At 57.9% G+C, this 22032-nt stretch carries 19 protein-coding genes and 1 pseudogene; 17 read left to right on the plus strand and 3 right to left on the minus strand.

The window, feature by feature from the left end; genetic code table 11:
- Position 1: 1 nt before the first annotated feature.
- The 9 genes from nuoG to Q3V30_RS06755 all read left to right on the plus strand — a co-directional run bounded on the left by nuoG (position 2) and on the right by Q3V30_RS06755 (position 10676).
- Positions 2 to 2728 carry an NADH-quinone oxidoreductase subunit NuoG gene (nuoG, locus tag Q3V30_RS06715; protein WP_306211592.1) on the plus strand — a complete coding sequence of 909 codons (2727 nt, stop codon included), beginning with the start codon at positions 2 to 4 and terminating at the stop codon, positions 2726 to 2728.
- Positions 2725 to 3702, plus strand: coding sequence for an NADH-quinone oxidoreductase subunit NuoH (gene nuoH / locus Q3V30_RS06720; RefSeq protein WP_306211593.1), 978 nt, complete (start codon positions 2725 to 2727; stop codon positions 3700 to 3702). Before nuoG ends, nuoH begins: the two co-directional genes overlap by 4 nt.
- An 11-nt stretch (positions 3703 to 3713) precedes the next feature.
- Positions 3714 to 4256, plus strand: coding sequence for an NADH-quinone oxidoreductase subunit NuoI (gene nuoI / locus Q3V30_RS06725; RefSeq protein ID WP_306211595.1), 543 nt, complete (start codon positions 3714 to 3716; stop codon positions 4254 to 4256).
- Between the two features lie 10 nt (positions 4257 to 4266).
- The gene (gene nuoJ / locus Q3V30_RS06730) at positions 4267 to 4821 is read left to right on the plus strand and encodes an NADH-quinone oxidoreductase subunit J (protein ID WP_306211597.1); all 555 of its coding nucleotides are present in this window, start codon (positions 4267 to 4269) and stop codon (positions 4819 to 4821) included.
- Positions 4818 to 5120, plus strand: a complete 303-nt coding sequence (nuoK, locus tag Q3V30_RS06735; protein WP_306211598.1) for an NADH-quinone oxidoreductase subunit NuoK — start codon at positions 4818 to 4820, stop codon at positions 5118 to 5120. The genes nuoJ and nuoK overlap by 4 nt, the downstream gene beginning before the upstream one ends.
- Complete coding sequence (gene nuoL, locus Q3V30_RS06740) at positions 5117 to 6955, plus strand: NADH-quinone oxidoreductase subunit L (protein ID WP_306211600.1); 1839 nt, start codon at positions 5117 to 5119, stop codon at positions 6953 to 6955. The genes nuoK and nuoL overlap by 4 nt, the downstream gene beginning before the upstream one ends.
- Positions 6956 to 7160: 205 nt before the next feature.
- Positions 7161 to 8681, plus strand: a complete 1521-nt coding sequence (gene nuoM, locus Q3V30_RS06745) for an NADH-quinone oxidoreductase subunit M (protein ID WP_306211602.1) — start codon at positions 7161 to 7163, stop codon at positions 8679 to 8681.
- 6 nt (positions 8682 to 8687) lie between these two features.
- On the plus strand, positions 8688 to 10145 hold the full coding sequence (gene nuoN, locus Q3V30_RS06750; RefSeq protein WP_306211604.1) for an NADH-quinone oxidoreductase subunit NuoN: 1458 nt from the start codon (positions 8688 to 8690) through the stop codon (positions 10143 to 10145).
- Between the two features lie 81 nt (positions 10146 to 10226).
- Positions 10227 to 10676 (plus strand): GNAT family N-acetyltransferase, encoded by a 450-nt coding sequence (locus tag Q3V30_RS06755; protein WP_306211606.1) that lies wholly within the window; start codon positions 10227 to 10229, stop codon positions 10674 to 10676.
- Between the two features lie 92 nt (positions 10677 to 10768).
- Here the strand turns inward: Q3V30_RS06755 and Q3V30_RS06760 are convergent, their stop codons facing one another.
- Together Q3V30_RS06760 and Q3V30_RS06765 are read right to left on the minus strand one after the other, a co-directional pair.
- Positions 10769 to 12427, minus strand: a complete 1659-nt coding sequence (locus Q3V30_RS06760) for a glucan biosynthesis protein D (protein WP_306211608.1) — start codon at positions 12425 to 12427, stop codon at positions 10769 to 10771.
- A gap of 187 nt (positions 12428 to 12614) precedes the next feature.
- Entirely contained in the window at positions 12615 to 13508 is an 894-nt protein-coding gene (locus Q3V30_RS06765; RefSeq protein WP_306211610.1) for a LysR family transcriptional regulator, read from the minus strand.
- 118 nt (positions 13509 to 13626) lie between these two features.
- Between Q3V30_RS06765 and Q3V30_RS06770 the strand changes: the two genes are divergently transcribed.
- The 8 genes from Q3V30_RS06770 to menE all read left to right on the plus strand — a co-directional run bounded on the left by Q3V30_RS06770 (position 13627) and on the right by menE (position 21769).
- Complete coding sequence (locus Q3V30_RS06770) at positions 13627 to 14052, plus strand: VOC family protein (RefSeq protein ID WP_306211612.1); 426 nt, start codon at positions 13627 to 13629, stop codon at positions 14050 to 14052.
- Between the two features lie 193 nt (positions 14053 to 14245).
- Complete coding sequence (elaB, locus tag Q3V30_RS06775) at positions 14246 to 14557, plus strand: stress response protein ElaB (protein ID WP_306211615.1); 312 nt, start codon at positions 14246 to 14248, stop codon at positions 14555 to 14557.
- 129 nt (positions 14558 to 14686) lie between these two features.
- Positions 14687 to 15979, plus strand: coding sequence for an isochorismate synthase (locus Q3V30_RS06780; RefSeq protein ID WP_306211617.1), 1293 nt, complete (start codon positions 14687 to 14689; stop codon positions 15977 to 15979).
- A gap of 50 nt (positions 15980 to 16029) precedes the next feature.
- Positions 16030 to 17754 carry a 2-succinyl-5-enolpyruvyl-6-hydroxy-3-cyclohexene-1-carboxylic-acid synthase gene (gene menD / locus Q3V30_RS06785; protein ID WP_306211619.1) on the plus strand — a complete coding sequence of 575 codons (1725 nt, stop codon included), beginning with the start codon at positions 16030 to 16032 and terminating at the stop codon, positions 17752 to 17754.
- A complete protein-coding gene (gene menH / locus Q3V30_RS06790) occupies positions 17751 to 18527 on the plus strand; it encodes a 2-succinyl-6-hydroxy-2,4-cyclohexadiene-1-carboxylate synthase (protein WP_306211620.1) in 777 nt (258 codons plus the stop codon). Before menD ends, menH begins: the two co-directional genes overlap by 4 nt.
- Positions 18524 to 19381: a 1,4-dihydroxy-2-naphthoyl-CoA synthase gene (gene menB, locus Q3V30_RS06795; RefSeq protein ID WP_306211622.1), complete on the plus strand. Its 858-nt coding sequence runs from the start codon at positions 18524 to 18526 to the stop codon at positions 19379 to 19381. Before menH ends, menB begins: the two co-directional genes overlap by 4 nt.
- Positions 19381 to 20349: an o-succinylbenzoate synthase gene (gene menC, locus Q3V30_RS06800; protein WP_306211624.1), complete on the plus strand. Its 969-nt coding sequence runs from the start codon at positions 19381 to 19383 to the stop codon at positions 20347 to 20349. The genes menB and menC overlap by 1 nt, the downstream gene beginning before the upstream one ends.
- 46 nt (positions 20350 to 20395) lie before the next feature.
- Positions 20396 to 21769: an o-succinylbenzoate--CoA ligase gene (gene menE / locus Q3V30_RS06805; protein WP_306211626.1), complete on the plus strand. Its 1374-nt coding sequence runs from the start codon at positions 20396 to 20398 to the stop codon at positions 21767 to 21769.
- A gap of 81 nt (positions 21770 to 21850) precedes the next feature.
- Here menE and Q3V30_RS06810 read toward each other — a convergent pair.
- Positions 21851 to 22009, minus strand: a pseudogene (locus Q3V30_RS06810) (catalase); the annotation flags it as partial.
- Positions 22010 to 22032: the final 23 nt, after the last annotated feature.

Consider the following 22032-nt stretch of genomic DNA (forward strand, 5'->3'; position numbering starts at 1 on the left):
TATGGCTACAATTCATGTAGACGGTAAAGAATATGATGTTGATGGCGCGGACAACCTGCTGCAGGCTTGCCTCTCCCTCGGCTTAGATATTCCTTATTTTTGCTGGCACCCGGCGCTCGGTAGCGTCGGTGCCTGCCGCCAGTGTGCGGTGAAGCAATTCCAGAATGCCGAAGATACCCGTGGTCGCCTGGTGATGTCCTGTATGACACCAGCGTCTGACGGCACCTTTATCTCTATTGATGATGGTGAAGCGAAAGAGTTTCGCGAAAGCGTTGTGGAGTGGCTGATGACCAACCACCCGCACGATTGTCCGGTCTGCGAAGAGGGCGGTAACTGCCACCTTCAGGATATGACCGTGATGACCGGCCACAGCTTCCGCCGCTACCGCTTTACCAAGCGTACGCACCGCAATCAGGATCTCGGCCCGTTCATCTCTCACGAAATGAACCGCTGTATCGCCTGCTATCGCTGCGTGCGTTACTACAAAGATTATGCTGATGGCACCGATCTTGGCGTGTATGGCGCCCATGACAACGTCTACTTTGGTCGCCCGGAAGATGGCACGCTGGAAAGCGAGTTCTCCGGTAATCTGGTGGAAGTTTGTCCGACTGGCGTGTTTACCGATAAAACGCACTCAGAGCGCTATAACCGTAAGTGGGATATGCAGTATGCCCCGAGCATCTGCCAGCAGTGCAGCGTCGGCTGCAATATCAGCCCGGGTGAGCGCTATGGCGAGCTTCGTCGTATCGAAAACCGCTATAACGGCAGCATCAACCACTATTTCCTGTGCGACCGTGGCCGCTTCGGCTATGGCTACGTAAACCTGAAAGATCGTCCCCGCCAGCCGATGCAGCGTCGCGGCAATGACTGGATCGCGCTGAATGCCGACCAGGCAATGCAGGGTGCGGCAGATGTGTTGCGCCAGGCGAAGAAAGTGATCGGCATTGGTTCACCGCGCGCCAGCGTCGAGAGCAACTTTGCGCTGCGCGATCTGGTGGGCGCAGAGAATTTCTCCACCGGTATTCCGGCGGCCGAGCAGGCGCGTCTGGAGCTGATGCTGAAAGTGCTGCGCGACGGCGGCGTACATACGCCTGCGCTGCGTGAAATTGAAAGTTACGATGCGGTGCTGGTGCTGGGTGAAGATTTGACTCAGGTTGGCGCACGCGTGGCACTCTCCGTTCGTCAGGCGGTGAAAGGCAAATCGCGCGAAATGGCAGCGGCCCAGAAAGTGGCAGACTGGCAGATCGCCGCCATTCTTAATATCGGCCAGAACGCCAAACACCCGCTGTTTGTGACCAATGTCGATAAAACCCGTCTTGATGATATCGCCGCGTGGACCTACTGTGCGCCGGTGGAAGATCAGGCGCGTTTAGGCTTTGCGATTGCCAATGCCCTGGATGAGACCGCGCCAGCGGTTAGCGGCATTGACCGCGCGCTGGCAGGCAAAATTGATGTCATCGTACAGGCGTTAGCGGGGGCCAAAAAACCGCTGATTATTTCCGGGGTTCACGCCGGCAGCGAAGCGATGATTCAGGCGGCGGCGAACGTGGCCAAAGCATTGAAGGGACGCGGCTCTGACGTGGGGATCACTTTGCTGGCAGGCGCAGCCAACAGCGTTGGCCTGGGCATGATCGGCGGACATCCGCTTGAGACGGCGCTGGACGAGCTGGAAAGCGGTACAGCAGATGCGGTGATCGTGTTAGAAAACGATCTCTACCGTCATGCGCCAAAAGCCAAAGTGGATGCTGCGTTAAGCAACGCCGCTAACGTGATCGTTATCGATCACCAGCGTACCGCCACCACGGATAAAGCCGGGCTGATCCTCTCTACCGCGAGCTTCGCGGAAAGTGATGGCACCCTGGTGAACCAGGAAGGTCGCGCACAGCGCTTCTTCCAGGTTTACGATCCTTCCTATTACGACGACAGAATAGAAATGCTGGAAAGCTGGCGCTGGCTGCACTCGCTCTCCAGCACCATTACCAGCCGTCAGCCGGACTGGACCCAGCTCGATCACGTTATTGATGCCTGTATTGCGGCGCTGCCGCAGCTGGCTGGCATCAAGGATGCGGCACCGGATGCGAGCTTCCGTATTCGCGGACAGAAGCTGGCACGTTCTCCTATTCGCTCCAGCGGTCGTACCGCCATACGCGCCAATATCAGCGTGCATGAGCCGCGTCAGCCGCAGGATAAGGACACCATGTTCGCCTTCTCTATGGAAGGGAACAACCAGCCGTCGGCCGCCCGTTCACAAATTCCTTTTGCCTGGGCACCAGGCTGGAACTCCCCACAGGCGTGGAATAAGTTCCAGGATGAAGTGGGCGGTAAACTGCGTAACGGCGACCCTGGCGTGCGCCTGTTTGAAGCGGGTGATGCGCAGCTGGGTTGGTTTGACGTGGTGCCAGCAGCCTTTGCTGGTGAGAGCAACAGCTGGCGCGTGGCGCCTTACTTCCACCTCTTCGGTAGCGAAGAGATGTCTCAGCGTTCTGCGGTGATCCAGCAGCGTATGCCTGAGCCTTATGTGATGGTAAACCCGGCTGACGCGGCAAAACTTGGCGTGAACGCAGGTTCGTCAGTGGAGTTCAGCTGCGCAGGTGAGACCCTTCGTCTGCCGGTGCGCTTCTCCGGAACGCTGCAGGCAGGGCAGGTTGGTCTGCCGCTCGGCATGCCGGGCATCCCGCCATTCCTGCTGGGTGCCAACATTGACAAGATGCAGGAGGCGGCACAATGAACTGGCTGACACCGGAAGTTATCGATGTTCTGATTGCCGTAGGTAAAGCATTAGTCATTCTGTTGGTGGTGGTAGGCTGCGGCGCCTTTATGAGCTTTGGCGAACGTCGTCTGCTCGGCCTGTTCCAGAACCGCTACGGGCCAAACCGCGTAGGCTGGGGCGGCTCGCTGCAGCTGGTGGCGGACATGATCAAAATGTTCTTCAAAGAGGACTGGACGCCACCGTTTACCGACCGGGTGATTTTTACCCTGGCGCCGATGATCGCCTTCACCTCGCTGCTGCTGGCGATGGCTATCGTGCCGGTTACCTCTACCTGGATGGGCGCAGATCTCAATATCGGTCTGCTGTTCTTCCTGATGATGGCTGGTCTGGCAGTCTATGCCGTGCTGTTCGCTGGCTGGTCCAGTAACAACAAATACTCGTTGCTTGGCGCTATGCGCGCCTCGGCGCAGACGCTGAGCTACGAAGTGTTCCTCGGCCTCTCGCTGATGGGCGTTGTGGCACAGGCCGGTTCGTTCAACATGGTCGATATCGTCAACAGCCAGCAGCATCTGTGGAACGTTATTCCGCAGTTCCTCGGCTTCCTGACCTTCGCCATCGCGGGCGTTGCGGTTTGTCACCGTCATCCTTTTGACCAGCCGGAAGCGGAGCAGGAGCTGGCCGACGGTTACCACATTGAATATGCCGGTATGAAGTTCGGCCTGTTCTTTGTGGGGGAATATGTCGGCATTGTGACCGTTTCTTCGCTGATCGTGACGCTGTTCTTCGGCGGCTGGAACGGCCCGTGGCTGCCGCCCATTATCTGGTTTGCCCTTAAAACGGCCTTCTTCATGATGATGTTCATTCTGATTCGTGCTGCGTTACCGCGCCCACGCTATGACCAGGTGATGTCGTTCGGCTGGAAAGTTTGTCTGCCGTTGACGCTGTTGAACCTGCTGGCGACTGCCGCAGTGATTCTGTACAACGCGCAGTAAGAGGTAACATTATGAATTTAAAAGACATAGCGGTTGGGTTTGGCACCACGGTACGCAGTATCTTCCTGATTGGCATGAATGCGTTCGCCAAGCGTGAAACCATGATGTACCCGGAAGAGCCGGTTTATCTGCCGCCGCGCTACCGTGGCCGCATCGTGCTGACGCGTGACCCGGACGGCCAGGAGCGCTGCGTGGCCTGTAACCTGTGCGCCGTGGCCTGCCCGGTGGGCTGTATTTCGCTGCAAAAAGCGGAAATGCAGGATGGCCGTTGGTATCCCGAGTTCTTCCGTATCAACTTCTCGCGCTGCATTTTCTGTGGCCTGTGCGAAGAGGCTTGCCCGACCACTGCGATTCAGCTTACCCCCGATTTTGAACTGGGTGAGTTTAAGCGTCAGGATCTGGTTTACGAGAAAGAAGATCTGCTGATCTCCGGTCCCGGCAAGTACCCGGAATATAACTTTTACCGGATGGCGGGCATGGCGATCGACGGGAAAGACAAGGGCGACGCCGAAAGCGAAGCTAAACCTATCGACGTCAAGGGCTTGTTACCTTAAGGAGCCAGGCATGGAATTTGCTTTTTATCTTTGCGGACTGGTAGCGGTGCTGACAACGTTGCGTGTTATCACCCATACCAACCCGGTCCACGCGCTACTGTATCTGATCATCTCCCTGCTGGCGGTTGCCGGGGTCTTTTTCTCGTTGGGCGCCTATTTCGCTGGAGCGCTGGAGATCATCGTGTATGCCGGGGCGATCATGGTGCTGTTCGTGTTTGTGGTGATGATGCTGAACCTGGGTGAGAGCATTCAGGCGCAGGAGCGCGAATGGCTGAAGCCTGGCGTCTGGCTGGGGCCTGGCCTGCTCTCTCTGGTGCTGCTGGTGGTGATGGTTTACGCCATCCTCTCCATCAACGATCAGGGTATTGACGGCAAGATGATCGACGCGAAAGCGGTGGGCATCAGCCTGTTTGGTCCTTACGTTCTGGCTGTTGAGCTGGCTTCGATGCTGCTGCTGGCGGGTCTGGTGGTGGCTTACCATATCGGACGTGAACAGCGTCAGGGCGAAGTGTTAAGCAATCGTCCGGGTGACGCTCCGAAAAGCAACAAGGAGGAACGCGCATGATCCCTCTGCAACACGGCCTGATTCTGGCGGCCATTCTGTTTGTCCTCGGACTGACCGGCGTAGTGATCCGCCGCAACCTGCTGTTTATGTTGGTAAGCCTTGAAATCATGATTAACGCCGCTGCACTGGCGTTCGTGGTGGCGGGGAGCTACTGGGGGCAGGCGGACGGACAGGTGATGTATATCCTGGCGATCAGCCTTGCCGCTGCTGAGGCCAGTATCGGCCTGGCGCTGCTGCTTCAGCTTCATCGTCGCAGCCAGAACCTCAACATTGATAAAGTGAGCGAGATGCGCGGATGAATCTTCTCTATTTAACAGTACTGTTTCCGCTGATTGGCTTTTTACTGCTGGCCTTTTCCCGCGGCCGCTGGTCGGAAAATCTCTCTGCTACCGTTGGCATGGGCTCTGTAGGCCTGGCGGCGCTGACCACGGTTTTCGTGGGCATGGACTTTTTCAGTCAGGGGCAGGCGCCTTACACTCAGGCGCTCTGGACCTGGATGCAGGTGGGCAACTTTAAGATTGACGTCAACTTCACGCTGGATGGTCTCTCGCTGACTATGCTCTCGGTGGTGACTGGCGTCGGCTTCTTTATCCACATGTTCGCCTCCTGGTATATGCGTGGGGAAGAGGGCTACTCCCGGTTCTTCGCCTACACCAACCTGTTTATCGCCAGCATGGTGGTTCTGGTGCTGGCCGATAACCTGATGCTGATGTATCTGGGTTGGGAAGGAGTGGGGCTCTGCTCCTATCTGCTGATCGGCTTCTATTACACCAACCCGAATAACGGCGCGGCGGCGATGAAAGCGTTCATCATCACCCGCGTGGGTGACGTGTTCCTGGCTTTTGCCCTGTTTATCCTCTACAACGAGCTGGGTACGCTGAACTTCCGTGAGATGGTCGAGCTGGCGCCAGCGCACTTTGCAGCAGATAACCACATGCTGCAGTGGGCCACGTTGATGCTGCTGGGTGGCGCGGTCGGTAAATCTGCCCAGCTGCCGCTGCAAACCTGGCTGGCGGATGCGATGGCTGGTCCGACACCTGTTTCCGCGTTGATCCATGCGGCGACGATGGTTACGGCTGGCGTCTATCTGATTGCCCGTAGTCATGGCCTGTTCCTGCTGACGCCTGAAGTGCTGCATCTGGTGGGCATTGTCGGGGCGGTTACGCTGGTGCTGGCGGGCTTCGCTGCGCTGGTGCAGACCGACATCAAACGCGTGCTGGCTTACTCTACCATGAGCCAGATTGGCTATATGTTCCTGGCGCTGGGGGTACAGGCCTGGGATGCGGCGATCTTCCACCTGATGACGCATGCGTTCTTTAAAGCGCTGCTGTTCCTCTCGTCCGGTTCGGTGATCCTGGCCTGTCATCACGAGCAAAATATCTTCAAAATGGGCGGCCTGCGTAAAAGCATTCCGCTGGTTTATGTCTGCTTCCTGGTAGGGGGCGCGGCGCTCTCTGCGCTGCCGCTAATTACGGCGGGCTTCTTCAGTAAGGATGAAATCCTTGCCGGGGCGCTGGCTAATGGACATCTGAACCTGATGGTAGCGGGTCTGGCAGGGGCGTTTATGACTTCGCTCTATACCTTCCGCATGATCTTTATCACTTTCCACGGCGAAGAGAAAATTCACGCGCATGCCGGCAAAGGGATCACCCATCACCTGCCGCTTATTGTGCTGCTTATCCTCTCAACCTTTATTGGCGCGATGATCGTTCCACCGCTGAAAGGCGTTCTGCCGGAGACCGCTGAGCTGGCGCATGGTAGCGTTCTGACCCTGGAGATCGCCTCTGGGGTGGTCGCTGTCGTCGGGATCCTGCTGGCGGCCGTGCTGTGGCTGGGCAAACGCACGCTGGTGAGCAATATCGCTAACAGCGCCCCAGGCCGCTTCTTCAGCACTTGGTGGTTCGCCGCATGGGGCTTCGACTGGCTGTATGACAAAGTTTTCGTGAAACCTTATCTGTTTGTTGCCTGGGCGCTGCAACGCGATCCGCTGAATGGTCTGATGAACATTCCGGCGCTGTTCTCTCGCCTGGCTAACAAAGGATTGGTGGTGAGCGAAAACGGCTATCTGCGCTGGTACGTTGCCTCAATGAGCGTGGGGGCCGTGGTGGTCCTGGCGCTGCTGATGACGATCTAAAGTTGAGTTGGTGGGACGGGTAAATTCTCGTCCCTCGGCAAGAGAATGTTGAAAATTACCTGAAAACTGGGCGTTATCGGCGCAGTCAGTTTTGTCCGGGGCCGCAAGCAGTCGCAGCATACGTGGGTATGTGAGGCGTGCAGGCGGGGGCAAAAATGGCCAGCGAGACACGCCATTCAGGTTCAGAAAAGGGAAACAAATCGCCATGTTACTACCTTGGCTTATCCTCATCCCGTTCATCGGTGGCCTGCTCTGCTGGCAGCTTGAACGCTTCGGCGCGAAAGTGCCGCGCTGGATTGCGCTGATTTCGATGGGACTGACGCTGGCGCTCTCTTTGCAGCTCTGGTTGCAGGGCGGCTATTCGCTGACTCAGGCCGCGGGTCTTCCGCAATGGCAGTCTGAATTCCTGGTGTCGTGGATCCCTCGTTTCGGGATTAACGTGCATCTGGCGCTGGATGGCCTCTCGCTGCTGATGGTGGTGCTGACCGGCCTGCTGGGCGTCATGGCTATTCTCTGCTCGTGGAATGAGATTGAGAAATGGCAGGGCTTTTTCCACCTGAATCTGCTCTGGATCCTGGGTGGCGTAATTGGCGTGTTCCTGGCCATCGATATGTTCCTGTTCTTCTTCTTCTGGGAGATGATGCTGGTACCGATGTACTTCCTGATTGCGCTGTGGGGACACAAGGCATCGGACGGGAAAACGCGTATTACTGCGGCCACCAAATTCTTCATCTACACCCAGGCGAGCGGTCTGGTGATGCTGATTGCGATTCTGGCACTGGTGTTTGTGCACTACAACGCGACGGGCGTCTGGACCTTCAACTATGAAGATCTGTTGAAAACGCCAATGTCGCACACCGTAGAGTACCTGCTGATGCTGGGCTTCTTTATCGCCTTCGCGGTAAAAATGCCTGTGGTGCCGCTGCACGGCTGGCTGCCGGATGCGCACAGCCAGGCGCCAACCGCAGGTTCCGTTGACCTGGCAGGGATCCTGCTGAAGACGGCAGCTTACGGTCTGCTGCGTTTTGCGCTGCCGCTGTTCCCGAACGCCTCTGCGGAGTTTGCGCCCATCGCCATGTGGTTAGGTATCATCGGTATCTTCTACGGCGCGTGGATGGCCTTCTCTCAGTACGATATTAAACGTCTGATCGCCTATACCTCTATCTCACACATGGGCTTTGTGCTGATTGCTATCTACACCGGCAGCCAGCTGGCGTTCCAGGGTGCGGTAGTGCAGATGATTGCACACGGCCTCTCCGCGGCTGCGCTCTTTATCCTGTGTGGTCAGCTTTATGAACGTCTCCATACCCGTGATATGCGTCAGATGGGTGGCCTGTGGTCACGCATCAAATGGTTGCCAGGGCTGTCGCTGTTCTTTGCGGTGGCTAACCTGGGGATGCCGGGAACCGGTAACTTTGTTGGCGAATTCATGATCCTCACCGGCAGTTTCCAGACGGTGCCGGTGATCATTGTTATCGCCACCTTCGGTCTGGTGTTTGCCTCCGTTTACTCGCTGGTCATGATGCAACGCGCTTATTATGGCGCACCAAAATCTGAAACGCCTCTGCGCGGCATGTCCGCTCGTGAGTTCCTGATGATTATGGTGCTGGTGGTTCTGCTGGTGCTGTTGGGGATCTATCCACAGCCGATTCTGGACACCTCACATGCTGCGATGAGTAACATTCAGCAGTGGTATACCGCTTCAATCTCAACTACAAGGCCGTAATTCGCCATGACAATAACTCCTCAACAATTGATCGCGCTTCTGCCGCTGCTGATCGTCGGATTGACGGTGGTAGTTGTGATGCTGTCCATTGCGTGGCGACGCAACCACTTCGTCAATGCCACGCTGGCGGTGATTGGCCTGAACATTGCGCTGGTTTCGCTGTTCTTTGTCGGCCAGGCTGGCCCGATGGACGTCACGCCGCTGCTGCGGGTAGACGGGTACTCTATGCTCTATACCGGGCTGGTGATCCTTGCCAGTCTCGCCACCTGTACGTTTGCCTATCCCTGGCTGGCGGGCTATCCCGATAACCGTGAAGAGTTCTACCTGCTGGTGCTGATTGCCGCAATGGGCGGCATTGTGCTGGCCAGCGCCAACCATCTGGCTTCGCTGTTTATCGGTATTGAGCTGATCTCCCTGCCGCTGTTTGGCCTGGTAGGCTACGCCTTCCAGCAAAAGCGTTCGCTGGAAGCAGCCATCAAATACACCATTATGTCTGCGGTGGCCTCCTCTTTCCTGCTGTTCGGGATGGCGATGGTCTATGCAGATTCCGGTAACCTGAGCTTTGTGGCGCTGGGCAAGAGCCTGAATGATGGGCTTATCCATCAACCGCTGCTGCTGGCCGGTCTAGGTATGATGATTGTGGGTCTGGGCTTCAAGCTGTCGCTGGTGCCTTTCCACCTCTGGACGCCGGATGTCTATCAGGGTGCGCCAGCGCCGGTATCGACCTTCCTGGCGACCGCCAGCAAGATCGCTATCTTCGGCGTGGTGATGCGTCTGTTCCTGTATGCACCGGTAGCAGACAGCGAAGCGGTACGCCTGGTGCTGGCAATCATCGCCGTTGCTTCTATTCTGTTCGGTAACCTGATGGCTATCTCGCAGAGCAACATCAAGCGTCTGCTGGGCTACTCTTCCATTGCTCACCTGGGGTATCTGCTGGTAGCGCTGATTGCTATCCAGACGCATCAGCTGTCGCTGGAAACCGTGGGCGTCTATCTGGCGGGTTACCTGTTCAGCAGCCTCGGTGCGTTCGGCGTGGTCAGCCTGATGTCCAGTCCGTATCGCGGTCCGGATGCAGATTCGCTCTACTCCTACCGTGGCCTCTTCTGGCACCGTCCTATCCTGTCAGCTGTTATGACGGTGATGATGCTGTCGCTGGCCGGTATTCCCATGACGCTGGGCTTTATTGGTAAGTTCTACGTGATTGCCGTCGGTGTGGGTGCGCAGTTGTGGTGGCTGACCGGTGCTGTGGTAGTCGGCAGTGCGATTGGCCTCTATTACTATCTGCGCGTGACGGTGAGTCTCTACCTGAACCCGCCAGAGCTGCTGCAACGTGATACGCCAGCCAACTGGGCATTCACCGCAGGCGGTGTGGTAGTGCTGATCTCCGCAATTCTGGTGCTGCTGCTGGGTATCTATCCTCAGCCGCTGATTTCACTGGTGCAGATGGCTCAGCCGCTGATGTAAGCTACAGAGTATGTGAGAAACGGGCTCACTGGAGCCCGTTTTTTTTGGCTTAAATAAACAGCGACCAGCGGAGCAACGTAAATGGAAGTGTACTGGCAGGATCTGCATCACAGTGACCTCAGCGTCGCGCAGCTTTATCAGATTATGGCCTTGCGCAATGCGGTATTTATTGTCGAGCAAAATTGCCCATATCAGGATCTGGATGGGGCCGATCTGCTGGGTGAAAACCGTCATCTGCTGGCAATTTTTGATCATCAGCTGTTGGCCTATGCGCGGATACTTGCGCCGGAATCGGCGGAGAAACCGGTGAAGATTGGCCGGGTGATTGTTGCAAGCGAAGCGCGAGGATTAAGCCTGGGAAACCGGCTGATGGAACAGGCGATCGCCTGCTGTGAACACTACTGGCCGCAGCACAAAATTTTCCTTTCCGCGCAGGCTCATCTTCAGGAATTCTACGATCGCTTTGGCTTCAGGGTAACCAGCGACATCTACCTTGAGGATAATATTCCCCATGTTGATATGGAAAAATAAAGGTATGCCGCATCGTTTTGCGCTAACAGCCAGCCAGTCTCTGAAAATTTTTGCCATAAAAAAGGCCGCTCATGCGGCCTTTATGTTGTGATTTACCCGGCGGTCATCTGCCGGTCATCAACGTATTTACGTTTGTCTGGCGGCGGCGGGAAGTACTGATAGAGCCACGTTTCGCTCAGCGTTTCATCCCTGGTGCGCAGGAACAGACGCAGATTGACGGGCTCGGTCGAGTCGCTATTTGGATACCAGTCAAACAGGATACGGTAGCCATCAATCGGCTCTACGTAGAGGATCTCAACCTGTTTGATGGTGCCGGAGGTGGTAGTGATCACCGGCTCAATGCCTTTCGGCGCGGCGGCTTTCAGATCGCCGCCCACAAAGTCCACCGCAAAACGGCGCGCCCAGACATCGGGATAGTGTTCACCCGGCGCCCAGCCTTCCGGGAAGCCGCCCATGCCGGTACGGGTGGCATTCACGCGGGATAAGCCGCTGCGAACCGGTGGCAAGCCGCTCCAGTAGAGTTTGTAGCTGAAGCTGTGCTCGCTACCTGCTTTGATCGCCTCTGCCGGACGCCAGAAGCAGACAATATTATCCAGCGTTTCACCGGTGGTTGGGATCTCCATCAGATTGATGGCACCTTTACCCCATTTGCCAACGGGTTCCACCCACAAGCTTGGACGCTTGTTATACCAGCCAATCACATCCTGATAATCCTGGAAGTCATGGTTCAGCTGTAGCATGCCGAAACCGCGAGGATTCTCATCCTGGTAGGCGTTGTAGGTCAGACGCTGAGGATTGTTCAGCGGACGGCAGATCCATTCGCCCACCCCGGTCCACATCGCCAGACGATCGGAGTCGTGAATTTGCGGGTGGATGGTGTCGCACATGCGGCGTTCATTGTTGCCGCAGCTGAACATGGTAGTCATCGGCGCGATGCCGAGCTGATCGATATCTTTGCGGGCATACAGATGGTTTTCCACCTCCATCACCACGCGCTTATCTTCACAATGAATGATGAATTTGAAGGCACCCGTGCAGCTTGCGCCATCCAGCAGCGTATAAACGGTAAAGGTGGTGTCATCAGCCTTGGGCGTTTCGAACCAGAAGGCGGTAAAGTCCGGGAACTCTTCTTTGCCGTTACTGAAGGTATCGATAGCCACGCCGCGTGCAGAGAGGCCGTATTGATAGGTTTCATCCACCGCGCGGAAGTAGCTTGCGCCGAGGAAAGAGACGATATCCCGGCTGGCCAGTTCAGGCTTTTTAAAGGCGCGGAAACCCGCAAAGCCTAAATCCGTTTTGCCTTCCAGCTGTTTGGTGTCCACGTTGGCGTTGTGATAGTTAAACAACTCGGGACGGAAGTGAATTTCACGCGCTTCGCGGCTTGAGGCATCCACGGAGAACATGCGCAGACGACGCTTGAAGCCCATGCCGACGTGGAAGAACTGCACGTCAAGCTCACGGTCAGGAATAGCGTTCCAGAGTGAGTGACTGGCGTCGTACTGAATTTCGTTATACGCCTGCGGCGTCAGGGTGGCCAAAGTTTCTGGCAGCGGAGCTGGCGCGCCACCGTAAGGTTTTTTGGCTAAGTCGGCCGCCATCTGCTTCAGTACGTTAAAATCAAAACGCTTAGCAGAGCCGTCGGCGATATCGGTATCAGCCCAGGCTGCCTGTGCAAACAGCGTTGATAAACCGGACATCCCGCTTACCGTAGCGAAAGCCATTGACGCTTTCATAAACATTCTTCGATTCATGCCAGAAGTCATTCCCTTTGCTGAACGGAGTTCGTAGAGACTATCGTGTAATTACACTCTGCTTTACCCGGATGTGACACAGGTCACAGGGAGTTACGACAGCTTGTGGGTGTGAAAATTCAGTTCAGCAAAAATTTATCAGATAAATCCAACAAAAGCAGTGTATTCCTCTGAAACCGCAGCCATTTCACTCCGCTGCTGGCAGGTGAGGGGAGGGAGCGGCGTGATGACGGAGCCTGTCGGTAATAAACTTATGCAAAGGGGCCTGGCGGTTTGCATGCCGCATCACCACTATCAGTTCGCGATAAAAAGTCAGCCCGGCCAGCGGGATGATGCGTACGTCAGCCGGACGGTCCCGCCAGAGGCCCGCTAACGGCACAAGGGCAACGCCAAGGCGCATCTCGACCATTTTAACGATGGCATCAATTTCATCAATCTCCAGCGCCAGCCGCGGATCCAGCCGCTGCTCACGCAGAAACTGGCTGACCATTCTGCCGCCAAATGACGAGCGGTCATAACGAATAAAGGGAAGCTGGCGGATCAGCTCTACCGCATTATCGCCGTTCACGTCTGGCGGCGTAATCAGCACGTAAGGCTCTTTCTGCAGCGTCTCGGCATAGAGATCTTTCGTCAGAGCGAAACTGGGTTTGATGATCACCGCTAAATCGATATTTCCGGCATCCACCTGCGTCAGCAGGTTAGAGGAGACGCCGGGAATGAGCTTGGTTTCCAGTGCTGGCGCCTGCTGATGCACGCTAACCAGCACAGCAGGCAGTAAGCCGGTTTGTACCGAGGAGATGGCCCCTATCTTTATCGCTCCACGATAGTCCACCAGATTCTCTGGCTGCGCCATGCGTGCAAAAAGCGCCAGCATCTCCTCCGCCATCGGCAGGATACGGGCGCCCTCGGCGTTCAGCGCCACGGCGCGGCCCGAGCGGTCAAACAGCCTGATGCCGAGCGCGTTCTCCAGCGTTCGCATCTGTGCGCTAACGGCAGACTGGGTCAGGCCAGTCTGCTGCCCGGCGGCGGCAAAAGTGCCAAACTGGCTGACGGCAATAAAGGTTCTGATTTCACGCAGCATGGCGACCGATCCCGTAAAAAAATTGTTGATTCATTGTAAAGATATTCGCTTTTCATAAAAAATATTATCGATAAGAATAGAGCAACACCACACTCTTTATCCGCTACCGGAGCACCCAATGGCCCTTAGTCCGTTTCATCTGGCAATACCCGTGCATGACCTCGCCGCTGCGCGCCATTTCTACGGCACCGTATTTAATCTTCCGGAAGGCCGCTCCAGTGAGCAGTGGGTAGATTTCGACTTTTATGGTCATCAGCTGGTGATCCATCAGGCGCCAAAAACCGCCGCCCAGGATGCCGTACATACTAACCATGTTGATGGCCACGGCGTCCCCGTTCCCCATTTCGGGCTGGTGCTGAACTGGGAAGAGTGGGAGCAACTGGCGGCGCGCCTGCGTGATTTCCAGGTCAAATTTGAGATTGAGCCCTATATCCGCTTTAAAGGGCAGGTGGGCGAACAGGCAACGATGTTTTTCTTCGATCCCTGTGGCAACGCGCTGGAGTTTAAGGCCTTTAAGGATATCAGCCGGATGTTTGCGAAATAGCCTAACGCCACTCCCTGTTTCCCCGGGCATCTTTTTTCAAAGACCGCTTCACGGTCGCCGGTCGCCGTGACCGGTTTTTTTTGTTTTAAGGGTTAATGGCTGCATTATCAGGCAATTCCTGGAGAGGTTCGCGGGCAGGCTGGCAAATAGTGTCTATAGTTAAGGGAGAATTTTATTCGCACAAGGAGATGTTATGGCTACAACAAATGCACCTGAAGAGAACCGCCTGGACGACGACCTGGCGCTGCTGACGAAAACACTGGAAGATGTTCTGAAATCCTCCGGCGATCCGGCAGATCAAAAATATCTCGACCTGAAAGCCAAAGCAGAAGCCTCGTTGAACGACGTGAAGTCTCGCGTCAGCAACGCGACCGACACTTATTATGTTCGTGCGAAACAAGTTGCTTACCGGGCCGATGAATACGTACACGAAAAGCCGTGGCAGGGAATTGGCGTTGGCGCCACTCTGGGGCTGGTCGTGGGACTGTTGCTGGCGCGCCGTTAAGGCTCCAGCTAACAGCAACGGGCGTCCTTCGGGGCGCCCGTTGTGCTTGTGGGCGAGTTAGCCCAGATCAAAACAGCGCGTCTGCTCCCCCGGTAAACTGGAAAAACTCTGATCTCTCCGGACGCCGCAATGCCGCTCTCTTCCGCTCTGCTCCAGCTGCAAAGGCAGCTTCAGGCCGTCTCCCCACATCAGCAGGGTTTCCTGCATTTCTCTGCTTCCGCAGTAGCCTTTCCCGAAGGGTTAGCCTGGCTGGCTGCTCAGCGCGTCTGGCCACAATTTTACTGGCAGGCCAGAGAAGGCGACGAAACGCTGATTGCTCTTGGCGAGGTGGTGCGCGCTGAGACGCTGGCTCAGGCTGCCCGGCTGCTTAAAACCCTGCCCGCGGAAGGGTGTCTGGTTGGCGTCAATGAATTTGCCCTGCAACGATGCTGCCTGTTTTTACCCCGCCTGCTGTGGCGCAGAGGCAGGCTGAACCTGTTCCTCGTGGGCGATCTCTATCAGCAGGCGCAGGCGACACTGCATATGCTCTCCATCCTTCAGCCCGCCGTGCCGCTGCCAGCGCTGCCCGCTTGCCCCTCTGCCTGCCACCATTCTCCTGACCAGCAAGGCTGGCATAACAGCGTGGCGCTTGCGCTACAGGCTATCAGCGCAGGCGAGCTGGAAAAAGTGGTGCTGGCCCGCGCCACCGACGTCAGCTTCCCACAGCCCCTTTCCGCCGCTTCTCTGCTTGCAGCCAGCCGTGAGGTCAACCATCACTGTTATCACTTTCTGTTAGCGCTGAGTCCCCGTCAGGCGTTTCTTGGCTCCAGTCCGGAGCGGCTTTATCACCGTCAGGGGCTGGCGCTGAGAACAGAGGCGCTGGCCGGAACCTGCGAAAACAGCGAGGATGCGCTACAGGCGCGTGAGTGGGCCGAAGCGCTGCTTGCCGATGAGAAAAACAGACGTGAGAATGGCCTCGTTGTGGAGGATATCTGCCAGCGATTGCACCCGGTGACCCAGGGGCTGGATGTTGCTCCTGCGCAAATTGTCCGTCTGCGTAAGGTTCAGCATCTTCGTCGTGAAATCCAGGCCAGGTTGCACCAGCCGGATGATGAGCAGATCCTGCAACGGCTGCAGCCCACCGCAGCGGTCGCCGGGCTTCCCCGCCAGGCAGCTTTACGCTTCATTCATCACCATGAACCTTTTCCCCGTAACTGGTATGCCGGTTCTGTGGGCTGGCTGTCAGCCGGAGAAAGTGAATTCTCGGTGGCTTTACGCTCCGCCTGGGTGGAGGAGAACAGCGTGCGTTTCTATGCGGGAGCAGGAATTGTCGCCGGTTCTGAAGCACACCTGGAGTGGCAGGAGATCAACCAGAAAGTTTCCGGGCTGGCAGGCCTTGCCGGAGTGGAAATTGCAAACGGATCCTGCCTCAAATCAAATTGAGCTGTTTGCAGCTCTTTTATACTGGTGCCTGCTTTGATCAGGAGTGGGCTATGTCACACAGTACCTTTAACCGCCGCTGGGCGGAGGTGATACTTGAAGCAGTGACGCGTCATCAGGTGCGCCATGTTTGTATCGCTCCGGGTTCGCGCTCTGCGCCGCTAACGCTTGCCGCTGCCGGTCATGCCCGGCTGGTTTGCCATACCCACTTCGACGAACGCGGGCTGGGCCATCTGGCGCTGGGGCTGGCAAAATCTACCGCAGAGCCGGTGGCCATTATCGTCACCTCTGGCACGGCCGTTGCCAATCTCTATCCCGCGGTCATTGAAGCCCGGCTCACCGGCGAGCGGCTGATTGTACTCAGCGCAGACCGCCCGCCAGAATTGATCGACTGCGGAGCCAATCAGGCCATTGAGCAGGTGGGACTATTTGCCAGCCATGCCGCTACGCTTAATCTCCCGCGCCCGACTGCTGATATTCCTGCCCGCTGGCTGGTCTCAGCCATTGATTCACTGCTAAGCCAGCAGAGATCTGGTGCAGTGCAAATCAATTGTCCCTTTGCCGAACCGCTATATGGCGGCGATCCTGCTGCATATAAGAGCTGGCACGACGAACTGGGGAAATGGTGGCAGGAGGAGCGGCCGTGGCTTGAACACACTTCCGCAACGCAAACGCCGGTCAACAGCGCCTGGCCGGGCTGGCGGCAAAAGCGCGGCGTGGTGATTGCCGGAAAAATGCGGGCGGAAGAGGGGGTGGCGGTGGCCGCGTGGGCAAGCCGTCTGGGCTGGCCGTTGCTTGCCGACGTACAGTCGCAAACCGGCCAGCCGCTGCCTTACGCCTCACGATGGCTCTCCGACTCCCGGGCGGTTAAATGGCTCTCCGCAGCGGAAATTGTGGTGCAGTTTGGCAGCCATCTGGTCGGGAAAGCGATCCTGAACTGGCTGTCGCACTGTCAGCCGGATGAGTACTGGCTGGTGGAGGCGATGCCGGGCAGACGGGATCCCGCGCATCTTCGCGCTCACCGTATCCAGGCTGAGATCTTGCCCTGGCTGGCGGCGCATCCTGCGCTGGATCGGCCTGAGTGGTGTTCTGAACTGCGTTCGCTGGCGGCGGAGTGCGCAGCACCTTGCCAGCCTGCGCTAAGCGAAGTCGGCCTGGCGCAGCGCTTGCCCTCTTTGCTTCCCGAAGGGGGCGTACTGTTTCTCGGTAACAGCCTCACTATCCGGCTGGTGGAGACTTATGCTCAGCTTCCCGCAGGCTATCCGGTGTTTGCCAACCGGGGCGCCAGCGGTATTGATGGACTGATCGCAACCGCAGCGGGCGTGCAGCGCGGCGGCAACAGACCTTTACTGGCGATCGTAGGTGATATATCTGCGCTTTACGATCTCAACAGCCTGGCGCTGCTGCGGCAATGTCCCGGCCCGATAGTGCTGATCGTGGTCAATAACCACGGCGGCCAGATTTTTTCAATGTTACCCACCCCGGAAACGGAGCGGGAACGCTACTTTTCCATGCCGCAGCAGGCCGATTTTTCCGCCGCGGCACAGCTCTTTGGGCTGGATTATTACCGGCCTGATGAGTGGCAGTCGCTGGATAATGCACTGACGCAGGGGTGGCAGGGTGGCGCAACACTGATCGAGTTGCAGGTAGCAGAGGGCGAGGGCGCCCGGAGCCTGGCGCAGGGCTGGCAGGGTGAGGCGCCGTCTGATGAACCGCAGAGAAAGCCTGCTGACGTGACCGGGCCCCCGGCAGCAGCCGGGAAGGCGGAACGGAAATGATTCTGCACGCGCATTGGCAGGGCAGAGATAGCGGAGCCGGGCCGGTGCTGGTCTGGCTGCATGGGCTGCTTGGCGATGCTGAAGAGTGGCGGCAGGTGCAATCCCTGATGGGCAAAAGGCCACAGCTGAGCATCAATTTGCCGGGGCACGGCGGCTCTCAGGCGCAGCTTACAACCGGCTTCGGGGAGCTCTCGTCCGCGCTAAGCAATACGCTCCAGTATCATCGCATCCAGCGCTACTGGCTGATTGGCTATTCGCTTGGCGGACGCCTGGCGATCTACCACGCCTGCCGTCATGCAGGGGCGGGGCTTGCCGGGGTGGTAGTTGAAGGCAGCCACCCCGGTCTTGACTGCCCTGAACAGAGAGCGCTCAGGCTTGAACAGGACAGCCGCTGGGCCAGGCGCTTTTGCGAGCAGCCTCTGCTCCAGACGCTTGAGGCCTGGTATCAGCAGCCGGTCTTCGCCAGCCTCACCACGCATCAGCGCGCCGCGCTTATCCAAAGGCGCCTGCATAATCATCCTGCAGCGGTAGCCGCAATGCTGTTAGCAACCTCTCTGGCAAAGCAGCCTTACCTGGTCCCTGAACTGCACCAACTGACGGTGCCGTTTCACTACTTTTGCGGTGAGCAGGACCGCAAATTTCAACAGCTGGCGGCCCGGGCTTCGCTCCCCTGCGAGCTGATACCCGGCGCAGGCCATAACGCCCACCGCGCCAATCCCTCCGCTTTTGCCCACCAACTGGCGCAGCGGCTTACTTCTGAGGAATCCCGATGATTTATCCCGATCAACAGCTGCTCTTCGCCCCCATTGAATGGCAGGATCCCGGCCAGGTTTTCAGCGATATTCACTACCATAAATCCGCAGACGGCATCGCAAAAATCACCATTAACCGGCCTGAGGTGCGCAACGCTTTCCGGCCGCAGACGGTGAAAGAGATGCTGATTGCGCTGCAGGATGCCCGTCTTGATGAGCAGATTGGGGTGATTATTTTAACCGGGAAGGGCAATGAGGCCTTTTGTGCAGGCGGCGACCAGAAGGTGCGGGGCGACTACGGCGGTTATCAGGATGACTCGGGCGTCCATCACCTGAACGTGCTGGATTTTCAGCGGCAGATCCGCACCTGCCCGAAACCGGTGGTGGCGATGGTAGCGGGCTACGCCGTGGGCGGTGGCCATGTGCTGCATATGCTGTGTGACTTGACCATTGCTGCTGATAATGCGCAGTTTGGTCAGACAGGCCCGAAAGTGGGATCCTTTGACGGTGGATGGGGTGCGGCCTATATGGCGCGCATTGTCGGGCAGAAAAAGGCCCGGGAGATCTGGTTTTTATGCCGGATGTATAGCGCCCCGCAGGCGCTGGAGATGGGGCTGGTCAACGCGGTGGTGCCGCTGGCTGAGCTGGAGCGCGAAACGGTGCGCTGGTGCCGTGAGATGTTGCAGAACAGCCCGATGGCGCTTCGCTGCCTGAAGGCGGCGCTGAACGCGGACTGTGACGGTCAGGCAGGGCTACAGGAGCTGGCGGGCAACGCCACGATGCTGTTCTATATGACCGAAGAGGGGCAGGAAGGCCGCAACGCGTTTAACCAGAAGCGCCCGCCAGACTTCAGCAAATTCAAGCGGAATCCCTGATGCGCGGCGCAGAGGTATTTGCCTGGGAAATCCCCCTTGAAGCAGGTGTGGTTTTACGTGACAGGCGGCTTAAAACCCGTAGCGGCCTGTTGGTCAGGCTGAGCTGCGGAGCCCGGGAAGGGTGGGGGGAAATTGCACCGCTGCCCGGTTTCAGTCAGGAAACAGTGGCAGAAGCCCGGCGGGAAACGGTGACCTGGCTGGCGTCCTGGTGCGCAGGCGGACAGCCGGTTGAGAGTCTTCTGCCCTCGGTAGCCTTTGGCCTGAGCTGCGCGCTGGCAGAGCTTTCAGCCACGTTGCCAGCAGAGGGCAATTACCGCAGCGCGATACTTTGCACGGGCGATCCCGATGAACTGCTCCTGCGCCTGCAACAGCAGGATAACCCGCTGGCGAAACTCAAGGTTGGCCTGTATGAGCCGGTGCGGGATGGCGTGATGGTCAATCTGCTGCTGGAAGCGCTGCCCACTTTAACTCTGCGGCTGGACGCCAACCGCAGCTGGACGCTGGAGAAGGCGCTGAATTTTGCCCGTTTTGTTGCTGTCGATCTGCTTCCCCGCATCGCTTTCCTTGAGGAGCCTTGCCGCAGCCGGGAGGACTCTCTGCGTTTCTCAGCAGAAACAGGGATTGCGCTGGGTTGGGATGAGAGTAGCAGGGAGACGGGGTTCAGGCCGGTGGCCGAAGCGGGCGTCAGGGCTATTATCATCAAGCCGACGCTGACCGGGAGCCTGGCCAGAGTGTGTCAGCTGATCGCTCAGGCGCATGAAGCAGGGCTGCAAGCGGTGATCAGCTCGTCGCTGGAGTCGAGCCTCGGGTTGTCACAGCTGGCGCGGATTGCGCACTGGCTCACGCCGGAGGTGACGCCAGGGCTGGATACGCTTGAGATGATGCAGCATCAGCTGGTGCGCGGCTGGCCAGATTGCCCGCTTCCCGTGCTGGCACCCGACCACCTGGAATGCATATGGCGACAGTGACGCAGCGCCCGGGCCTGCTGCTTCCAGCACGCTGGGTGGGATTTTTATGACAGCGATAACGGAGTGGCCCTGGCGCTACTGGGCAGAGCGCCAGCCTCAGCAGGTTGCCCTGCGCAATGAGCAGGGGGTGCTGAGCTGGGCTGAGCTGGCTGGGCAGGTTGAAGAGCTGGCAGCGGGATTTATGCGGCAGGGCGTTTATCTGGGGTGTGGCGTGGCGCTGAAGGCAAGGAGCAGCCAGCAGGCGCTGCTGGCCTATCTTGCCCTGTTACAATGTGGGGCGCGCGTTTTACCGCTCAACCCTCAACTCCCGGCAGGACAACTCACGGCGCTGCTGCCCGCGCTGAACTGTGAGTTTGCTCTGGCGCTGGAGGGCGAACCCTTGCCGTCGCTGACAGCGCTGACCTTCCGTTCGCTCACATTTCGCGCCAGCTATAGCTGGGATGCGCGCCAGATTGCCACGCTTACGCTGACCTCTGGTTCCAGCGGCCTGCCGAAAGCCGCTGCCCATACTTTCAGCGCACATCTTGCCAGCGCCGCAGGCGTGATAAGCGCGCTGAATTTCACCTCCGCGGAGAGCTGGCTGCTTTCGCTTCCGCTATACCATGTCTCCGGGCAGGGGATCGTCTGGCGCTGGTTGCTGAGTGGTGCCGGGCTGGGGATAGTGGGGCAGAGGCCCCTGCATCAGGCACTGGAAACCTGCACCTTCGCCTCGCTGGTTCCCGCACAGTTATGGCGTCTGCTGCAACGTCCATCGCTGCCCGCCACGCTGCATAGCGTCCTGCTGGGGGGAGCGGCAATTCCGACAGCGTTAACGCAGCAGGCTGAGGTTCGCGGGATCGCCTGCTGGTGCGGTTACGGCATGACGGAAACGGCCTCTACCGTGGCCGCTAAGCGTGCTGACGGGCTTCCGGGAGTGGGGCGGGTGCTGCCGGGGCACAGCATACAGGTAGTGGCAGGTGAGGTTCAGCTGCGTTCCCCCGCGCTGGCCTGCGGCTACTGGCAGCATGGCAATCTGACGGCGTTAAGCGATGCGCAGGGCTGGTTTGCCACCAGGGACAGCGGCGAGATCAAAGAGGGTGAGCTGGTACTGCACGGCCGCCTGGATAACCAGTTTTTCTCAGCAGGTGAGGGGGTACAGCCAGAGTTTGTGGAATCCGTTCTGCTACAGCATCCTGCGGTAACACAGGCTTTTATTGTCCCGCTGGAGGATGTGGAATATGGGCACCGGCCGGTTGCGCTGGTGACAACGCGTGGGGCTCTGACGCTCCCGGCTCTGGCGGAATGGGCCGCGACCCGGCTGACAGGCTTTCAGCGCCCTCAACGCTGGTACACTTTGCCCGATCTGCAGAGCGGCGGTATCAAAATCTCCCGTCAGGCATTAATTAACTGGGTGGCTGAACAGGAAAAAAGACGGCATTAAGCCGCCTTCAGGTATTGCCGCTTCAGCTCAGCGGCAGCCTGCATTATGAAGCTAATTTCCCGTTTTTACTTCAGCTCAGCAAGCGCCCGAGCCTTTAGCGTGCATGCGGCGCTCCAGGATCACTTTCCGATCAAAATGCGCTAACTTTTCCAGAAACCAGACATCCCGCAACAGCATCGGGCCACGGCGGATCGATCTCTGGCAATCTGGCTCTGGCTGTCGCTGCCATCTCTGAAACACTACAGAACGAAAAATGACGTTGT

The organism is Erwinia pyri, from assembly GCF_030758455.1.
Taxonomy (GTDB): Bacteria; Pseudomonadota; Gammaproteobacteria; order Enterobacterales; family Enterobacteriaceae; genus Erwinia; species Erwinia pyri.